Origin of the sequence: Bartonella pachyuromydis, from assembly GCF_039543065.1 — a bacterium.
Classification (GTDB): domain Bacteria; phylum Pseudomonadota; class Alphaproteobacteria; order Rhizobiales; family Rhizobiaceae; genus Bartonella; species Bartonella pachyuromydis.
In genome coordinates this window covers 123212-141970 of record NZ_BAABJA010000004.1, presented here as the reverse complement: position 1 = coordinate 141970, position 18759 = coordinate 123212, and the positions used below count along the sequence as shown (strand labels likewise).

Sequence of the window (18759 nt, the reverse complement as noted above, 5' to 3'; positions counted from 1 at the left end):
CTCTATTCGTATACAACTTTAAAGACAGGAAAAAACATGCTTCGCCCCTATAAATCCAGAAAATAAAGTCTTCTCCTAGCGAACAATTATTAAACGCTCTGCTGCGCGCGTAATTCCTGTATAAAGCCACCGCGCATACATATCGCGAAATGCAAAGCTCTCATCAAACAAAACAACATTATCCCATTGAGATCCTTGTGCTTTATGAACGGTTAAAGCATATCCATAATCAAAATCATCATATCTCTTTTTTAACGCCCACGAAATCTCATGATCAGGATTTTCAAACACTGCTTTTAAAAGCTTAATTTTCGCCACCCCACGCTCACTTTCTTCTGGTTTAATAAGAAGGCTTATACTTGGTTTAACAGTTTCCTTCTGTGCAGTCATTACTTTCCATAAAGAACCATTCAACAAACCCTTAGCAGGATCATTGCGCAAACAAACAAGCTTATCTCCCGCTTGTGGATAATCTGATATAAATCCCTTCAACGCACGCAAACGCTTATTATAAAGATGGCGTGTTCGGTTAATTCCTACCAACACCTGATCAGCATCCAAAACCAATTGTTGATCCACCTCTTTTCGTGTCATAACGCACGCTGCTCCATAATCACCATAGGCAATATCACGTCCTTCACGCACATCCATAGCCAAACGAACAATCGGATTATCACGTGCTTGGCGATGAATTTCTGAAAGAAGAAAATCCGGCTCACCATTGGAAAAAAAGCCCCCTCCTGATATAGGAGGTAATTGGCCTGGATCACCCAGAACAAGAATTGGTGTTCGAAAGCTCATTAAATCACGTGCCAATTGTTCATCCACCATCGAACATTCATCAACAATAATAAGCGCAGCTTGCGCAGCAGCACTTTTCCGATTGAGTGCAAATGTCGGCGCAATAGATTTTTTTCCCGTTACTTCATCGGAAACTTCTTCTTCTCCACGCGGACAATAAATCAACGAATGAATAGTACAAGCATTGCTTGCACCTTTAGAACGCAAAACCTGTGCAGCTTTACCTGTAAAGGCAGCAAATTGAACAGAACCATCAACAGTTTCAGCAAAATAGCGCGCAAGCGTTGTCTTGCCTGTCCCCGCATAGCCAAAGAGGCGAAAAACTGGAGAACGCCCTTCCCTCAACCACGCACCAACAGCCTTCAATGCCTTATCCTGTTCCCGTGAAAATTGCATAATTTATCAAAATAAGATTCGTATAAAAAGAGCAAGCATTTTGCCAACAAAACCACTCTCAAGAAAAATTTTATCATTTAAGAATTTTTGATCTCAAGTCATCTCACCATTTTCTCAAGCACAATCATTGTACCAATAGCTTGTCTTCCAAACACTTTAACACTCTAAATATATATCCAAACAATAAATGAAAACAGCACATACATTTCTGCTGCTTCATATGGAGAACTAAAGAGAATGGCAAAAAAAATTTCAATATGTGGAACTGAAAATTCTTCATAATAGAACATTCCCCTTATACAAGATAAGAAGAGTATAAGCTCATGAACTGTACGCAATGTTTTACACAATCAACCAGCTTTCTTGCACATAAAAATAAAGGACATCCCCTCTTACGAAATAACAATTAAATCTATCAAAAACCTATTGGTAGAAATAGCTCTCTATAAAACGACTTAATCCTATGATGAAACACCTATAAAGTTCCTATCTTCCTCTTATCATGAATTTAATAAATTGACTCTTCATGCTACAAAGAAGTTATATCTCAACGAATAAAGAAAGACATCACGCTTATATGAAGCATAATTTATCTCGCACAAATATGGAGTTTTTTTATTTTGACAATAAAATCTGTTTTGTAAGTATGGCCTTCTTGGTAGTCAATTATAAGAAAACTGGGATATTTTTTTCAGTCCAGAACAGCACTTCAGCTTCGCCTCTCAAATATAAGAAAAACATAATTCTCCATCTACTAAGTCAAACTTTTTTTGTCTCAATGTGTTAAAGTTTATAAAGAGTAGCTGATTAATACTATTCTTATTGCTAGAAATAATAATAAAACCAAAGGGGATAATTTGTTAGTAGACCTTGGTATTATGTCAAAATATCAGCGGTGAGATTGCTTTTTGGTTATTTTAGAAATGAAATAATAAGCGCAAATATTGATCAATGAAACGGGAGATTTAACTTGAAAATATTAATTCCAGATGACTATCAAAAAGCCACCCTGACATTACAGTCTATTAAAAAATTAATGAAATCGCATGAAGTGCTGGTTATAAATAATTTAAGTAAAGAATATGATTTAGAAGATAAGCTCAAAGAGATAGATATTCTTATCTTAATCAGAGAGCGGACTATAGTTGATAGAAATCTTCTCCTGAAACTGCCAAATTTAAAATTAATCTGTCAAACAGGCCCTATAGGTTCACATATTGATCCAGACGCTTGTAGAGACTTAGGAATTGAAATATTAGACGGTGGTGGAGATCCAACTTCTGCTGCTGAATTTGCGTGGCTCTTAATTATGTCTGCGCGGAGAAAACTTTGTAAATCTGTGTCTGATATGAAAAAAGGACGATGGCAAACAACATTTGGCAACTAAATGAAAGGGGCTACTCTTGGAATATTCGGGTTTGGGCGTATTGGTAAAATGGTTGCTCAATATGCTCAAGCTTTTGGCATGTCCATTTTGGTTTATGGGAGCGAACGTTCAACACAAGAAGCAAAAAATTTAGATTATCATTTTACGCATTCAAAAGATGAATTTTTTACACGTCCTGACATTATATCTATACATTTACGTTTAAGCGATAAAACCAGAGAAATCATTCAATTAGAGGATCTATTGCGCATGAAACCTCATGCTCTTTTTGTCAACACAGCGTGTTCAGCTTTGGTTGAAAAAGGAGCGATAGAAAAAATACTCAGTTTGGAAAATTCAACTTACTTTGCACTGGATGTTTATGACAGCGAGCCAGTATATGAGAGCAAATTATTGCAATCAGAGAGAGTTCTTTGCACACCGCATCTGGGCTATGTGACTGAAGAAAGCTTTGAGAATTATATGGAAAAAGCTTGCCAAAATATAGCGTCTTTTATGAAGAACGCTTAATGTCGGCTAAGCTAATGTTTGTAAAATTTATCTTATATCGCTAGCCTATCAAATTTGCACGATACATAATAGCTTATTTCCTTAAATGAAGCATATTCCTTAGCTTTCATATTAATACCAATCGTATTGACAGATTTTTATGTCATCCGCATAAAATACCTCATTTATTTTTGCGATCATTATTAAAAAGGCTACTTTATTGGAATACTTTTTAATGGGAGGGGAGGACATCGTGAGCAATCATCAATTTATAGAAAAAAATTATTATAGATGGATTGTATTGTTTGTTGCAACTATCACTCAAGCATCAGCCTGCTTCTTTGTTCAAGGAATTGGTCCTTTAGCTGAATTTTTTAAGAAAGATTTCTCGCTGAGTGACTCTCAGATAGGTTTGTTGTCTTCAGCAGCGCAATTCTTACCTATTATTGGCTTACTTGTAGCTGGCGAATTACTAGACAAGTTTAACGAGCGCTATATTATTGGAATTGGAACGGTCGGCGTTTCTGTCGCTCTGTTGTTGGGAGCAATCGCAGATAACTATATTTCCCTTTTGGTTTGTTTGCTCATTGTAGGGGGATTTTATAGTTCAGCTCAACTCGGTGGCACTAAATCTGTTTCTTCATGGTTTTCACAATCGCAACGTGGATTTGCAATGGGAATAAGGCAGGCGGAGCTACCATGAGGTGAGGCATTAGCTGGGATAGTTCTTCCTGCGAGTGCACTTGTTTATGGTATACAAGGTGTGTTTTTGGTTGGTGCCATCGTTTCTTTTTTAGGTGGATGTATCTTTATTATTTTGTATCACTCACCAGTAAAAGTTGTCGCGATCGTTCCAAAAAGCAAGGCAAGAGTTTCGTTCTATGCAAATGTAAGGTCTCATCTTGCGATGTTGGATGCGCCGCAAAAGTCAGGAAGCTTTAGATCATTAAGCTATTAAGGCTGTATCTTTTGAAATTGATGTACAACCAAGAAGATTATTATACATTGATAACAGAATGACTCTACGCTCTAGAGATAAATTTTCTGGATCATTTTATTGTTATAAAAATCCAATGCGGTGGATTCAAAGAGTATTTGTGTCTGCAGATTTATGGAATCACCGATATGTAGAACATATAAAAGAAAGAGTCTTTGATTTTCAATGTTAATGTCCTGATAATGATATGATGTTGATTATTATTCTGGTTTATATATAGATGACACATCTCATATGTATAGATTTCTCCCCCATAATCAGGTGAGATTACTACCTGATTATAAGCTATGATGGCCAATTAATTTTCTATGGCTGCATTTGATCTTTATTATTTTTTTCTTTCAATCCACTAAAGGGATTCTCTTATCAAGACCTTGAAAAAGCGATTTGGAGTAATTTCATCATACAAAACCAAAACAGAGTGAAAAACTTTTTTATTGTTTTCATAGGTATAATGGTTTGCACAGTTGCAGCCTTCAAGGGCGGTGGCTTTTTTCTTGCAAAATGAAATCTTTCATAGATGAGATAACATAACTAATTTATAATAGATAATTCAATGTATTATCTAAAAAATGCAACAAAATAGCTATGAAAGTGAACATATGAATTAAAAAAACAAACATCGCGTACAAATAAATTCAATCATAATTGTGCACACGACTGATAACATTTTTGAGATGAACAAATAATAATACACCCCATGTCTTTAAACAAAGAATGAAAATCATAAAATGAGCTCTAAGGATAATAGGAACTCTCCACGAAAAAGAGACAGAGATGAAGACTCCAAGGGCTTCATCACCATCATCCTTCAATATTTTGTTAACATATTATTTCATACAAGAATTCTTCCCTCATCGAAAATAGCATTTGCAATTGCTTCATCATGTGCCTCATCAGGTAACAGCATATCATTATGCGCACAGCCAGATGGAATCATGGGAAAACAATTTTCTAAATTATCAACACGACAATCGAAGAGAACAGGCTGATCAATCTCAATCATTTGCTGAATTTTATCATCAAGTTCATCTGGTTTTGAACAACAGATACCAACCGCTCCATAAGCTTGTGCCAATTTTACAAAATCAGGCATCGATTCCGTATAAGAATGAGAAAGACGATTACCATGCAGCAATTGCTGCCACTGCCGAACCATTCCCATATATTGATTATTTAAAATAAAAATTTTCACCGGCGTATTATGCTGAATTGCCGTTGCAAGTTCTTGAATATTCATCTGAATTGAAGCATCACCAGAAATACACACAACAAGTGCATCAGGATGTGCTATTTGAACACCAATAGCAGCAGGAAGCCCATATCCCATAGTTCCAAGACCACCAGAAGTCATCCAATGTTTTGGCTTATCAAAACGATAATACTGTGCTGCCCACATTTGATGCTGTCCAACATCCGTTGTCACATAAGCATTTGTATCTTTAGTCAATGCATAAAGCCGCTCAAGAGCATATTGTGGCATAATAACATCTTTTTTTTCCATATATGCCAATGAATTACGGGCTTTCCAGCGCTTAATTTGCCTCCACCACGCATCACGACTCTCATGATGAAATATTGGTTTATGCATATGTAAACGTTGATTAATCTCTCTCAAAACATCAGCCACATCACCAATAAGTGGAACTTCCACTTTTACGGTTTTATTGATAGAAGAAGGATCAATATCAATATGGATAATACGCGCGTGAGGGGCAAAAGCATCAAGACGCCCAGTGATACGATCATCAAACCGTGCTCCAACAGCTAACATGACATCGCAATCATGCATGGCCATATTCGCCTCATAGGTTCCGTGCATTCCAAGCATTCCAAGCCAATTTTTATCAGAAGCTGGATAAGCACCAAGTCCCATGAGTGTTGAAGTAATCGGAAAATCTCCCAACTGAACCAAATCACGCAAGAGCTGTACAGCTTGAGGGCCTGATAAAATAACACCACCACCAGAATAAATAACAGGGCGCTTTGCTGCTGCTAATAAAGAAACAGCGGATTCAAGTGCCTCACTCTTCCCTTTTAACTGTAGATAAGAATACCGAGATGCAGAAACTTGAGGTGTTCTATAAATACCAAAAGCGAATTGGATATCTTTCGGAATATCAATCAAAACAGGCCCTGGACGCCCTGATTGAGCAACAGCGAAAGCTTCATGAATAATGGCAGCAAGATCATTGACATCTTCAACCAACCAATTCTGTTTCGTACAGGGTTTTGTAATACCAACCGTATCAGCTTCTTGAAATGCATTTGTTCCAATCACGGTTGTCGATACCTGCCCAGAAAAACAAACAAGTGGGATAGAATCCATAAGTGCATCTTGCAAAGGTGTCACAGCATTCGTTGCTCCTGGACCAGAAGTCACAAGCATAACACCTACCTTACCTGTACTGCGTGCATAACCTTCAGCAGCATGACCTGCTGCCTGTTCATGACGCACCAAAATATGCCGCAGTGAATCCTGTTGATAAAGTACATCAAAAATAGGGAGCACAGCTCCACCAGGATAACCAAAAAGATGTTGAACTCCTTGATCAATAAGAGCTTGAACCACCATTTCAGCACCAGACATTTTTTTTCCGTCCTCACTCTGTTGCATTTTTGGATGATTTGTCATTTTTCCCACTCGCTTATTTGATAGCATAATAAAAAAGCTCCCGCAGGAGCCTATAAAAAAAGGCTCTGAGAGAGCCTACTACACACAAAAACACCTATTGTATGATTACCCCCCTTATTCCGATGCACAAAAACTATAAGGAAAATACTTCCTGTAAAGGCAGTCTTCTAATCACATTGATCGCATCCGTCAATAAAAAATTATATTTCCCAAAAAACTCCCTTGATAATGAACTTTTTTCAATTTCTTTTTGAGTTTTTCAAATCATTTATTAAGAAAGAAGCTTCCATTCTTCATTACATTGATTACGAAACCATGTCATTTGCCTTTTTGCATACCGCCTTGTTTGTGTTTTTACCATTTCAAGAGCATTTTCAAAACTTTTCTGTCCATCCAAATACGCAATAAATTCAGCTATACCAATAGCCTTCATCGCTGGTAACAAAGGAGAAAGCTCAAGCTTTTTTATAGCCATAACCTCTTCTAAAGCTCCTCCCTCAATCATAGAGTCCAATCGCTTATGAATACGTTGATAAAGCAATTGACGTGGTGGTATAAGAAGAAATTTTTCTAAAACATTTGATGAAATAAGAGGTGTTGTTTTTTGCTTTTGCCACCAACTTAATTTCTTACCTGTTGCATCATAAACCTCTAAAGCACGAACAATACGCTGCCCATCTTGTGAAGAAATTTTCTCAGCGAGAACTGCATCAACCAGCAACAACTGGCGATAAAGAGTTTCCGCCCCTTCTTGATCAAGCTGAAGTCGCCATTTTTGTCGCACAACATCTGAAACATGAGGAATTTTTGACATCCCTTCTAGAAGAGCACGAAAATAAAGTCCTGTTCCACCAACAAAAATAAGTGATTTCGATGTAAAGCTAGTCAACAACTTCTCAACATCACATAACCATTTTCCTACTGAATAATTCACAGCAGGATTCACATGACCATACAGATAGTGTGGAACAATCGCAGTATCAGCCTTTGTTGGACGAGCTGTTAAAATATTGAGAACATCATACACCTGCATGGAATCCGTGTTAATAATAACAGCATTTTTTTCTTGAGCCATTTGTAAAGCCAACGCAGATTTCCCACTTGCAGTTGGCCCTGCTATTAATGTCACTGTTCTCTGCGTCATGAATGGAAATTCCTCTATCCATCAACCAACCTTACTTCAATATGCATCTCCCAAAGGCCTTACATTTCACCGAAACTATCATAAAATGAACTCTTTAAACAAAAGAACTAAAAACTTCTATAGAAGGCACAAAAAACGCGCCTATAGCAATTCTACTTTCTTTGAAGGATTAAAAAATGAAATAATAGCCAAAAATCTTAAAGCTTTGCTTTTTTATTATCACTTAATAACAAATACAGCTACAAAAGCTTTGGCGCGCTGCTTGTCATAAACAAACATACTCTTTGCAATCATATGCCAAAATAATATCAAGCTTAACCTATACAATCAAACAGTTTCATCTTTTATACAAAATAGAGATGATACTCTAATCCATAAAAAACACACAGCAGATCATTGCCTTCATACTCTCATTTCTCTTGCAAGTATTTTTTCATCACCCCAAAGCCAAGATTACAGATAATGCGTTCCGAGGTGAATTCTTCTACGTAAAGATTATTAAAAACCAAGGAGAAAAAATTGCCAAATTTCATATATTTTAGAAGCGATAAAAAACACAAATGATTAAACACATATCTCAAAAATGAATTTCCAAAATATCAATCATCTCAACATCAATCCATTGAAATGGTTACAAACCGTAATTCCCCATCTGGGCGAGCAATGATAAGGAGAGCATTTTTGCGTCCAGCTTCACGTAATTTATGAATACGTTTTTTAACCTCATCAATTTTTGTGACAGAACTTTGATTGATATCAACAATCACTTCGCCTACGTGAATACGCTTTTTATCCGCCGCACTATTTTTTGCCACAGATGTCACTACCAATCCTTTAAGTTTATCCGTAATGGAATAGTGTTGACGCAAATCCGCTGTAAGTTCAGATAATGTCATTCCCATAAATTGCATTGTCACATTTTTCGATACAGTATCGCTTTTTTCATCACCGGATTCTTGTTGTGAATCCTCATTTGCATCTGTCTCAACCAAACGTCCAAGCTTAACTTTTACTGTTTTTTTCTCTCCATTTCGCAAAACAGTAACGTCCACCACTTTTCCTTCTGAACTTTCTGCTACTAAACGAGGTAAGTCACGCGCATGTTTAATTTGCGCACCTCCAAAGGAAAGAATAACATCTCCAGTCTGTAATTGGCTATTATCCACATCCGCCTGTTCTATCTTACTAGCAACCAACGCTCCCACAGCATTGTCTAGCTTCAAACTTTTTGCAATATCATCCGTCACCGGTTGAATACGTATAGCCAACCAACCACGCCTTATTTCTCCCAAATCGCGCAATTGATTAATGACAGAAAGAGCCATATCTGATGGTATAGCAAAACCAATACCTATAGACCCACCAGAAGGTGAAACAATCGCTGTATTAATGCCAATGACCTCACCATTTCTATCAAATAAAGGACCACCAGAATTGCCTCGGTTAATTGCTGCATCTGTCTGAATAAAATTATCATAAGGGCCAGCATTAAGATCACGATTGCGTGCAGAAATAATACCAACCGTCACACTTCCACCAAAACCATAAGGGTTACCGATAGCCATAACCCAATCACCAATACGCGCCTTTTCTGAGTCACCAAAACGGACAGCTTTTAACTTTTTACGTCTCGCATCCACTTGCAGCAACGCCAAATCAGTCTTGCTATCCTTTCCAAGCAATTTTGCTTTTAGTTTTGCACCATCGGTAAAATTCACTTCAATATCATCGGCATCAACAATAACGTGGTAATTTGTAACGATAAGCCCTCTTTGTGCATCAATCACAAACCCAGATCCCAAAGAGCGTACTTTTTGAAACTGACTATCTTTTTGATCATCTTTTGGTGCAAAAAAATCATTAAAATATTCTTGTAATAATGAATCTTCTGGAATAACAGGCACCAGACTATTCTCATCTTGTTCGGTACCCTCAACGGTCTGTGTTGTAGAAATATTGACAACAGTCTCTAAAAGCTCTGCAGCCAAATCTGGAACGGAAAGAAATGTATCTTTTGTTTCTGTTCCCCAAGACAAACTGCTTGACCCTGATAAAAACAAAACCGCACAGATAACAACTCTTGTGACAAAAAGCCTCAAAGACGTATTTTTATCTACGACAATTCTACCCATAATATGCCTTTAACAAAATGCTGCAAAGAGCCTCACTCAATTGATTTATGTAAAATTATTATGGCTCAACACTCTACCTTTTGATCATAAAAGAAAACAACAATAGATCGCATCTCTCATGCAAAAACGCGTGTTCACAATCCACTGTTGCTTTTACTCTCCCCCGATTTTGGATCAGTTTTATTAAAGCCCGTATTCATATTTGATGGCAACTTTTTCTTGTCCTGCAAGGGATTGTGGAAATACAAAAAGAAACTTTCGTTTGGTGAGACCACCATCGAAATATGTTCCAAATTTTTATACTGTTCCATTGCCAACCAAAAATCATAAAAAGACGGATTTGCTTCTCTAGCACTTAATAAAAGGCGAATACTTTCAGCCTGACCTTCACCACGAGTAATTTCAGCATCACGCTTTGCAGCTGCTACAATCTCCTCATATTCACGATTAGCTTCCGCGACAATACGGTCTCTCTCCTGTTGTCCCCGTGCACGAATATTTTCTGCTGCCGCCTCACGTTCAGCTGCCATTTGCCGATAAACATCTTCTGAAACAGCATCCGTTAAATCAGTTTTGCGAATACGCACATCGACGATAGTAATTCCTAATGAACCAGCATCTACAGAAAATTGCCGCTGCACTTCCGCCATCATCGCTCCCCGTTCATCGGATAAAGCAGCCTTAAATTCTCGTTTACCATAAACGGCTCGTAAAGCGTCAATAAAACGCGGAGCAAGATTTTCACGCGCAGCAATCTGCGGACGCCCTGAAGCAATACGCTGTAAAAATAATTTAGGATCTGTAATACGATAAATAAAGAACGCATCCACTTCATAATAAGCACCACCACGAACCTGTACAGATTGTGTAGGAACATCGTAACGCAACAATCGATTATCAACAACGATCATCTTATCCACAAAGGGCGCCTTAAAATAAAGCCCAGGATTAGATTCTACTTTAACAATTTGCCCAAAACGCTTAATTGCCACTTGTTGACGAGGATAAACAATAAAAAGCGACATCCATAAAATCATCAAAAGAAGCACGATTGGACTCAATATAAACAAAAAACGAGATTGCTGAATCATTAGTGTCCTCCAGAAATACGGGAATCCAAAAGCGATATAGAACGTGTCGATGTTTTTTTCACGTTTTCTGATGAATTGCTGCGCAGCAATTCATTCAGAGGAAGATAAGGCACCGCTGGAGAATTTATTTGATCAAGAATCAACTTATTGGGAGAAGAAAGAATACGCCCCATCGTTTCCATATAAAGACGATAACGCGTAGCCTCTGGTGAAATTGCCGCCTCACGTGCTATAGCCTGAAAACGCTCCGCACGCCCTCTTGCCTCTTCAACCATTTGCGCCTTTTCACCCTTTGCGATTTCCCGTGTGCGTGAAGCCTCACCATTTGCTAAACCAATTTTAGTAAAACGCACCCGATTTCCCTCTTCAATCATTCGTCCACGTTCCTGCTCTGCCTGCTGGACAGAATTAAACGCCGCCGCAACCTTTGTAGGAGGAGCAGCTTCACTGATGGATACACGACTTATTTCAACACCAAGTTGATATTTATCTACAGTCAACTGGATAATTTTTCTAACGTCACTGGCAACTTCTTCTTTCTTATCACGTAAAACATCATCAACGGGTCTTGAACCAATGACCTCACGCATCGCACTCTCAGCAACTTGACGAACTGTTCCTTCTTGATCATTCACATTGAACAAAAATTGCCCTGGTTGTGAAATTCTATAGTAGACGGAGAAATTGACATTAACAATATTCTGATCACTCGAAAGCATCAAGCCTTCACTTTGTTGAGCCTGACCAGGTTGACCACCAATTGCAATTGTTTTTTCCGTTAAAGGCACTTTCATATAAGTCTCTATTGGCCAAAAATGGAAATGCAAACCATCGCCGATAGTTCCCTCCTTAGGCACCCCAAAACGCAACTCCACCGCTTGTTCATTTTGCTGGACAATATAAAAAGACTGATACAAACAAAAAAGCACAGCAAAAAGAAACAGAAGAACAAACACCCCACCTTTTCCAACCTGCTGAAATTGATCTTGCCCTTTACGCAAAAGATCATCAAGATTGGAACCATTCCCTCCACCGCTACCACCACCAGAACCAAAAACATTCTTAGCAGATGTTTTTTTGTCACCACCGAGTTTATTTTTATCGCCGCTCCACGGGCCGCCACCATTTTGATTCGTCCAGGGCATCATTACCTCTTTAACTGACTACCATTCATCAAATACCAAATTCACTAGATCTTATAGGGTGCTTCTAATCTGATTACAATGTAACTGACAGGCTTTTTCCACTTCATTACAAACAGTTATTTCCGCTCATAAACCACAAACCGTGTCGGATGACTGTCTTTATTTCCTTCTGGAATATATTGTGTTTGCACAAGAGTCCACTTTTCTTTATCGAAAACAGGAAAAAAACTATCACCTTTAATAGAAGCAAGAACTTCTGTAAGAAATATTTTATCGGCAATATGCAACCCTTGTTGAAAAATTTCACCACCACCAATAATAAAAATTGCATCCGCACCATCTTGAGCTGCTCGCCTTTTTGCCACAGAACAAGCTTGAGACAGAGAATGAACGATAATAGCGCCTTCAGCCTTCAATGTGCAATTACGTGTAATAATAATATTTGCACGCCCTAGTAACGGCTTTCCAAGAGAATCCCACGTCTTCCGCCCCATAATAACAGGTTTACCAAAAGTCAAAGCCTTAAAGCGTTGCAAATCTGTCGACAGTCTCCAAGGCATAGCTCCTTCACAACCGATCACACCATTTTCTGCAACAGCCGCAATGAGATAAATAGGAAAAGTCATATCGCTACCGGAGCCTTGATATGTGGTTGCGCTTCATAATTAAGCAATTCAAAATCCTCAAATTTAAAAGAAAAAAGATCTGTTACCTCTGGATTTATACGCATAAATGGCAAAGCATTTGGTACACGGGACAATTGATATTTTGCCTGTTCGAAATGATTAGAATAGAGATGCGCATCACCAAGAGTATGAATAAAATCACCCACTTTAAGTCCACTCACTTGCGCAACCATCATTGTTAACAACGCATAAGAAGCAATATTGAATGGAACACCTAAAAAAATATCCGCGGAACGTTGATAAAGTTGACAGGATAATTTACCATCAGCAACGTAAAATTGAAAAAAACAATGACAAGGTGGAAGAGCCATCTCCTCTATCAATGCGGGATTCCACGCCGATACAATTAAGCGACGAGAATCAGGAGTTTTCTTAATCATAGTTAAAAGATTACTTATTTGATCAATATGTCTTCCATCAGGAGCAGGCCAAGAACGCCACTGATAACCATAAACAGGACCAAGATTACCTTTCTCATCAGCCCATTCATCCCAAATCGATACACCATGTTTCTTCAACCAAGCGATGTTCGTATCACCTTTAAGAAACCACAAAAGCTCATAAATAATTGAACGTAAATGCAGTTTTTTTGTCGTTAACAATGGAAATCCAGCCTGTAAATCAAATCGCATCTGATAACCAAAAATTGACCGCGTTCCAACACCGGTTCGATCAGTACGATCAATGCCCTGATTTAAAACATCAGATAAAAGATCAAGGTAGTTTTTCATATCGATATTATCGCCGATTCTCTTAATTATAGAAAATAGAAACTGTAAAATTCATAAAAATACAATTTAAATTTCTCTTCTCCAATATCTTACACAAGAAATTGCCATGATTCGATTAAATTTTTGACGCAAAAGATAAAATACTGTAGACAACTCCTAGGGGGATAAATACAGGGGTAATAAAATACAGATAGACGTAAATTTAAAGGGATAGACTTATGGAGAATAAAACAACTCTAGCACCGCATGATACGAGAAAACGTATCTTTGCTATCGTATCCAGTGCATCAGGTAATCTTGTTGAATGGTATGATTTTTATGTTTATTCTTTTACATCGATTTACTTTGCATCACAATTTTTTCCCTCAGATGGCAACGTGGTTGCACAACTTTTAAAAGCTGCAGGTGTTTTTGCCATTGGTTTTTTAATGCGTCCAATTGGCGGTTGGCTGTTCGGATTTATTGCTGACCGTTATGGACGCAAGCGCTCAATGCTTATTTCTGTTTTTATGATGTGTGGTGGTTCATTCTTAATTGCAGTACTTCCTACCTATGAAACCATTGGAATGACCGCAGCAGTTCTTTTACTTTTACTTCGAATGCTTCAAGGGCTCTCGGTTGGTGGGGAATATGGCACTACAGCAACTTATATGAGTGAAGTTGCCTTAAAAAATCACCGTGGATTCTTTAGCTCTTTCCAATACACCACCCTTATTGGTGGCCAACTTTTAGCCAGCCTTGTTATATTTATTCTAGCGCTTTATCTTTCAGAAGATCAATTAAAAGCATGGGGGTGGCGTATTCCTTTTGCAATTGGTGGATTAGGAGCAATTGTAGCTATTTATCTCCGCCGTTCACTTCATGAAACAACCACAGAAGAAAGCCGTTCTAAAAAACATGCTGGTAGTCTTGTAGAGCTTTTACGCAATCATAGAAAAGCTTTTTTTCTCGTTATTGGCTTTACCGCTGGAGGATCACTGACATTCTACACATATACCACTTATATGCAAAAATATCTGATCACAACTACTGGGTTTGATAAACATACTGCCACAACTATAATGACTGCTGCATTATTCGTTTTTATGTTACTTCAACCTGCATTTGGTTTTCTAGCGGATAAAATTGGCACAAAAACTTCACTCCTCATGTGGAGTGTTTTGTCTATTATCTTCACAATTCCTGGACTTAAAATGATTGCTGGTACCAACGATACATGGACTGCTCTTCTAATCATTATCGGAATGCTATGCATTATGAGCTTTTATACGTCTATTTCTGGTATCGTAAAAGCAGAAATGTTCCCCACTTCAGTACGCGCCATGGGAGTTGGTCTCTCTTATGCTATTGCCAATGCACTGTTTGGAGGATCAGCCGAAGCTGTAGCACTCGGCTTAAAAGATATTGGATATGAAACCGTCTTCTATTTTTACATAACCGGCATGATGATCATTGCATTTATCGCAGTTGCCTTGATGCCAGATGCTCGAAAAACAGGATACCTTCAAAGAGATGATATTCATTAAACTCTTATGTTAACAAAAAAGCCCAACATATTGGGCTTTTTTTTTATGAACAATATAAAAAATGAAGAAAAAAACTACGATATATAAAATAATTAACTTCTTGTCATTTATTTGTCATCTGCCGTATAGGAAGAAATATTATACTCTTTTTACAGAATGTAAAAATACCCCTATAAAAATCCCGTTTAAAATTTATCAAATATTTTTAATTGTTAACTGCTGTAATAACAAAAAGTTACAAAACTTTCTCTGCGACCTATTTCCTACATCATCGACTTTTAAAACAACTGTTTAGACACCCTTGTCAGCAATATTTCATTCAGCGTAAACTTCTTTTTCAACGCCCCCCCTCTTTATGTTCGATATGATAGGCTTTTATCCTATTACAAATAAAATTTTCAAAAGGTATCCTCTCAAACATAAGAATTATCATGTTACAATCGCATTTTACTGATACAAATCGTAGAACAAGTTTAACTAGAACAATAAACTATGAATCTAAAAGGGGAACATTTCATGGAAAACGAAACAACTTTAGCATCTCATGATAGAAAAAAACGTATTTTTGCTATCATATCCAGTGCATCGGGAAACCTCGTAGAATGGTATGATTTTTATGTTTACTCATTTACGTCAATTTATTTTGCATCACAATTTTTTCCCTCAGATGGTGATGTTGTGACACAATGATTAAAAAGCGCAGGAGTCTTTTTCATTGGTTTTCTTATGCGCCCGATTGGAGCATGGATGTTTGGCTTCATTGCTAATCGTTATGAACGTAAAAACTCAATGCTCATATCTATTTTTATGATGTGTGGTGGTTCTTTTCTTATCGCCATACTCCCTACTTACGAAACCATTGGCATAACAGCAGCAATCCTTCTGCTTTTAATTCGAATGATGCAAGATCTCTCAGCAGGTGGTGAATATGGCACGGCAGCAACGTATATGAGCGAAGTTTCCTTAAAAAAACATCGTGGTTTCTTTGCTTCTTTTCAATCTGGCACACTGATTACAGGACAACTTCTCGCGAGTTTTATTATCTTTATTCTAGCGCTTTACCTTAATGAACATCAGTTAAAAACATGGGGCTGACGTATTCCTTTTGCCATCGGTGGATGTGGAGCACTGGTTGCCATTTATTTGCGTCGTTCGCGACATGAAACAACCACCAAAGAAAGCCGCTCTAAAAAACATACAGGCAGTCTTAAAGAGCTTTTTAGCAAACACAGTAAAGCCTTTGTAGTCATTGCTCTCTTTGCATCAGGAGGATCTCTCACCTTTTACACCTGTACCACTTATATGCAAAAATACCTCGTCACAACAACTGGATTTGATAAACATACTGCCACAATGATAATGACTATCGCACTATTTGTTTTGTACTCTTTCAACCTCTAGCAGGTGTATTAGCAGATAAAATTGGCACAAAAACTTTACTCATCATTTGGAGTATACTCTCTGCACTCACGACATTTCCTGGGCTTAGTATAATCGGCAACACGCAGAGTACATGGGTTGCTTTATTCGTCATTATTGGAATGCTTTCTATTATGAGCATGTATACATCCATCTCTGGTGTCGTAAAATCAGCAATGCTTCCCACTTCAGTGCGCGCATTAGGAGTGAGTCTCTCTCACGCTATTGGGAATGCATTATTTGGTGGCTCTGCTGAATACGTAGCACTTGGTTTAAAAGATATAGGACATGAAACACTGTTTTATTTTTACATAACCGGTGTCATGATCGTTGCCTTCATTGCACTGCTCTTTGTCCCAAATATGAGTAAAGGAGGATACCTCGAAAAGGATGAAGCTCATTAACGCCTTGTATGAAATAAAAAAAGCCCAATTTCTTGGACTTTTTTTATCATTCACAATAAAAATTCTTATTCAACATTATTTAAATTTTATCAAGCGCATTGAGTTGCCTAGCAAGTAAATAATAAAAAGTCATACGACTTTTTCTGCGATCCCCAGACATCATCTCTGCAACTTTCGAAACAGCGGCTTTAACACTTTGCGCATCAGCACCTAACACATCTTGAGCCCATTTTTCAACGCGTTCTAATTCTTTTGGATCTGATGTAGCAACAAGTGATGCATCCTGCTTTTGCATTACCAAAGCTAAACGACGGCCAAGTCGTTCTACGGCAGATTCATCGGGATTTGGATCATATAGTTTAATATCTGCTAGATCATTTGTCATTGTTTGCCATCTCCTCTCCAAGAATGAGCGGCTATACTTCACAGCCGCGCTTATAATAGCCTTGTATAATAACCTTATAAATAATTAGAGGATTTAAAATATTAACAACCCCCCCTTTTACAAAGACCATTCTTCATCTATACTTAAATAGCTGGCTTGCCAGCTATGGTAATAAATGGACAATGAAATAAGCTTATTGGACCCGGGGGCGGTACCCGGCGCCTCCACCAAAGTATAAGAGAAGAAAATATATTTTGGTGGGGGCGAAATAGGATCGACAAGAGTGTAAAGATTGCTCTTTTACTCGGCATAGTACCACCGTTATCGGACTAAATGAGTAGTTGCAAATGACAACTATGCGGGAGAACTTCGCGCTGCCGCTTAAGGTGGTCTGAATTCTCCAAATTAAGTCTTAAACCGTCGCAAGTTTAAGCGGGGTCCGAAGGCACCTGGCAACAGAAGCCTTCACTCTTATAAATGTTATTGGCTGATCTCTTAGATATGATTTGTCGTAAAATTTCGTATTCTTTTTTCAGTTAATTTAAGTGCATAGTTGATAAAATATTGCTAGCTTAAAAATGTATTCTATTGCACAATATTGCACATGCTCATCTGCTACGTGAAATAAAAGGAATAAACTTCAATGGTTCAAGATCAAATCCGCTACGATATTCTCGTTCAGGATGCGCTTCGTGGGGTTATCCGTAAAGTTTTATCGGAAGTTGCTAAAGCAGGTCTTCCGGGAAATCATCATTTTTTTATTACTTTTTTGACAGACACCCTAGGCGTAAAAATCTCTCCTCGACTTAAAAGTCGTTATCCAGAACAAATGACAATTGTCTTACAACATCAGTTTAGAGATTTAAGTGTTTCGGAAACCGCTTTTGAAGTGACCCTCTCCTTTAGAGAAATTAGCGAAAAATTGGTGATTCCTTTTTCTTCTATCCAAGTATTTTATGACCCCGTCGCTTCATTCGAAGCAGCATTTGATCTACCCTCAAATCTTACCTCTGAAGAAAGTGAAAATTCAGAAAAGAGCTCACATACACCTATCGTTTTATCGGACAAACAAAAAAAAGAAAGTGCACTTCCAAAAGAACAAAATCTCAGCACAAATAAAGAGCCTTCAAATAATGATACAAAACAAAGTGCTGATGTTGTTTCATTAGATTCTTTTCGGAAAAAATAAATAAATTTGCTTATGACTGAACCAATCAACCTTCGCCAATTTCGAAAACAAAAAAAGCGTGCAGATAAAGCACTTCATGCAGAAGAAAATCGCTATCGTTCTGGACGAACCAAAGCTGAAAAACTTTTCGAGCAAAAAGAAGCTCTAAAGACACAAAAATTTCTTGATCAAAATCGTTTATACCACGACGAATAAGAGTAGA

15 protein-coding genes, 1 other RNA gene and 1 pseudogene are annotated in these 18759 nt (G+C 37.7%); 8 read left to right on the top strand and 9 right to left on the bottom strand.

All coding sequences use genetic code 11. The features are described from left to right. Positions 1-75 precede the first annotated feature (75 nt). Positions 76-1197, bottom strand: a complete 1122-nt coding sequence (locus ABD917_RS04505; RefSeq protein WP_345118912.1) for an ATP-dependent DNA helicase — start codon at positions 1195-1197, stop codon at positions 76-78. A 970-nt stretch (positions 1198-2167) separates the two neighbouring features. On the opposite strand from ABD917_RS04505, the gene ABD917_RS04500 reads away from it, so the two are divergent. The 3 genes from ABD917_RS04500 (at position 2168) to ABD917_RS04490 (ending at position 3776) form a co-directional block, all read left to right on the top strand. Beyond that, positions 2168-2584 carry a Rossmann-fold NAD(P)-binding domain-containing protein gene (locus tag ABD917_RS04500; RefSeq protein WP_345118911.1) on the top strand — a complete coding sequence of 139 codons (417 nt, stop codon included), beginning with the start codon at positions 2168-2170 and terminating at the stop codon, positions 2582-2584. Continuing rightward, complete coding sequence (locus ABD917_RS04495; protein WP_345118910.1) at positions 2585-3094, top strand: NAD(P)-dependent oxidoreductase; 510 nt, start codon at positions 2585-2587, stop codon at positions 3092-3094. It abuts the gene before it with no gap. Positions 3095-3326: 232 nt separating this feature from the next. Beyond that, complete coding sequence (locus ABD917_RS04490) at positions 3327-3776, top strand: MFS transporter (RefSeq protein ID WP_345118909.1); 450 nt, start codon at positions 3327-3329, stop codon at positions 3774-3776. 1129 nt (positions 3777-4905) lie between these two features. Here the strand turns inward: ABD917_RS04490 and ABD917_RS04485 are convergent. The 7 genes from ABD917_RS04485 to ABD917_RS04455 form a co-directional block, all read right to left on the bottom strand. Beyond that, positions 4906-6705, bottom strand: a complete 1800-nt coding sequence (locus tag ABD917_RS04485) for an acetolactate synthase 3 large subunit (protein WP_345118908.1) — start codon at positions 6703-6705, stop codon at positions 4906-4908. 271 nt (positions 6706-6976) lie between these two features. Further along, entirely contained in the window at positions 6977-7849 is an 873-nt protein-coding gene (gene miaA / locus ABD917_RS04480; RefSeq protein WP_345118906.1) for a tRNA (adenosine(37)-N6)-dimethylallyltransferase MiaA, read from the bottom strand. A gap of 614 nt (positions 7850-8463) precedes the next feature. Then, positions 8464-9981 carry a Do family serine endopeptidase gene (locus tag ABD917_RS04475; RefSeq protein ID WP_345118905.1) on the bottom strand — a complete coding sequence of 506 codons (1518 nt, stop codon included), beginning with the start codon at positions 9979-9981 and terminating at the stop codon, positions 8464-8466. Between the two features lie 134 nt (positions 9982-10115). Continuing rightward, complete coding sequence (gene hflC, locus ABD917_RS04470) at positions 10116-11069, bottom strand: protease modulator HflC (protein ID WP_345118943.1); 954 nt, start codon at positions 11067-11069, stop codon at positions 10116-10118. Positions 11070-11071: 2 nt separating this feature from the next. Further along, on the bottom strand, positions 11072-12217 hold the full coding sequence (hflK, locus tag ABD917_RS04465) for an FtsH protease activity modulator HflK (protein WP_345118942.1): 1146 nt from the start codon (positions 12215-12217) through the stop codon (positions 11072-11074). 116 nt (positions 12218-12333) lie between these two features. Continuing rightward, positions 12334-12843, bottom strand: coding sequence for a dihydrofolate reductase (locus ABD917_RS04460; protein WP_345118904.1), 510 nt, complete (start codon positions 12841-12843; stop codon positions 12334-12336). After that, positions 12840-13634 carry a thymidylate synthase gene (locus ABD917_RS04455; protein ID WP_345118903.1) on the bottom strand — a complete coding sequence of 265 codons (795 nt, stop codon included), beginning with the start codon at positions 13632-13634 and terminating at the stop codon, positions 12840-12842. The genes ABD917_RS04460 and ABD917_RS04455 overlap by 4 nt, the downstream gene beginning before the upstream one ends. A 218-nt stretch (positions 13635-13852) precedes the next feature. Here ABD917_RS04455 and ABD917_RS04450 point away from each other — a divergent pair, with 218 nt between their 5' ends. Together ABD917_RS04450 and ABD917_RS04445 are read left to right on the top strand one after the other, a co-directional pair. Further along, a complete protein-coding gene (locus ABD917_RS04450) occupies positions 13853-15160 on the top strand; it encodes an MFS family transporter (protein ID WP_345118902.1) in 1308 nt (435 codons plus the stop codon). Positions 15161-15676: 516 nt separating this feature from the next. After that, positions 15677-16983 (top strand): annotated as a pseudogene (locus ABD917_RS04445) (MFS transporter). Positions 16984-17062: 79 nt separating this feature from the next. Here the strand turns inward: ABD917_RS04445 and ABD917_RS04440 are convergent. Continuing rightward, the gene (locus ABD917_RS04440; protein WP_345118901.1) at positions 17063-17368 is read right to left on the bottom strand and encodes a DUF2853 family protein; all 306 of its coding nucleotides are present in this window, start codon (positions 17366-17368) and stop codon (positions 17063-17065) included. A 111-nt stretch (positions 17369-17479) separates the two neighbouring features. Between ABD917_RS04440 and ssrA the strand changes: the two genes are divergently transcribed. From ssrA to ABD917_RS04425, 3 genes are all read left to right on the top strand, one after another. Next, positions 17480-17838, top strand: a transfer-messenger RNA (tmRNA) gene (ssrA, locus tag ABD917_RS04435). A gap of 173 nt (positions 17839-18011) precedes the next feature. After that, positions 18012-18557: an SspB family protein gene (locus ABD917_RS04430; protein ID WP_345118900.1), complete on the top strand. Its 546-nt coding sequence runs from the start codon at positions 18012-18014 to the stop codon at positions 18555-18557. 12 nt (positions 18558-18569) lie between these two features. After that, positions 18570-18752, top strand: a complete 183-nt coding sequence (locus tag ABD917_RS04425) for a DUF4169 family protein (RefSeq protein ID WP_345118898.1) — start codon at positions 18570-18572, stop codon at positions 18750-18752. Positions 18753-18759: the final 7 nt, after the last annotated feature.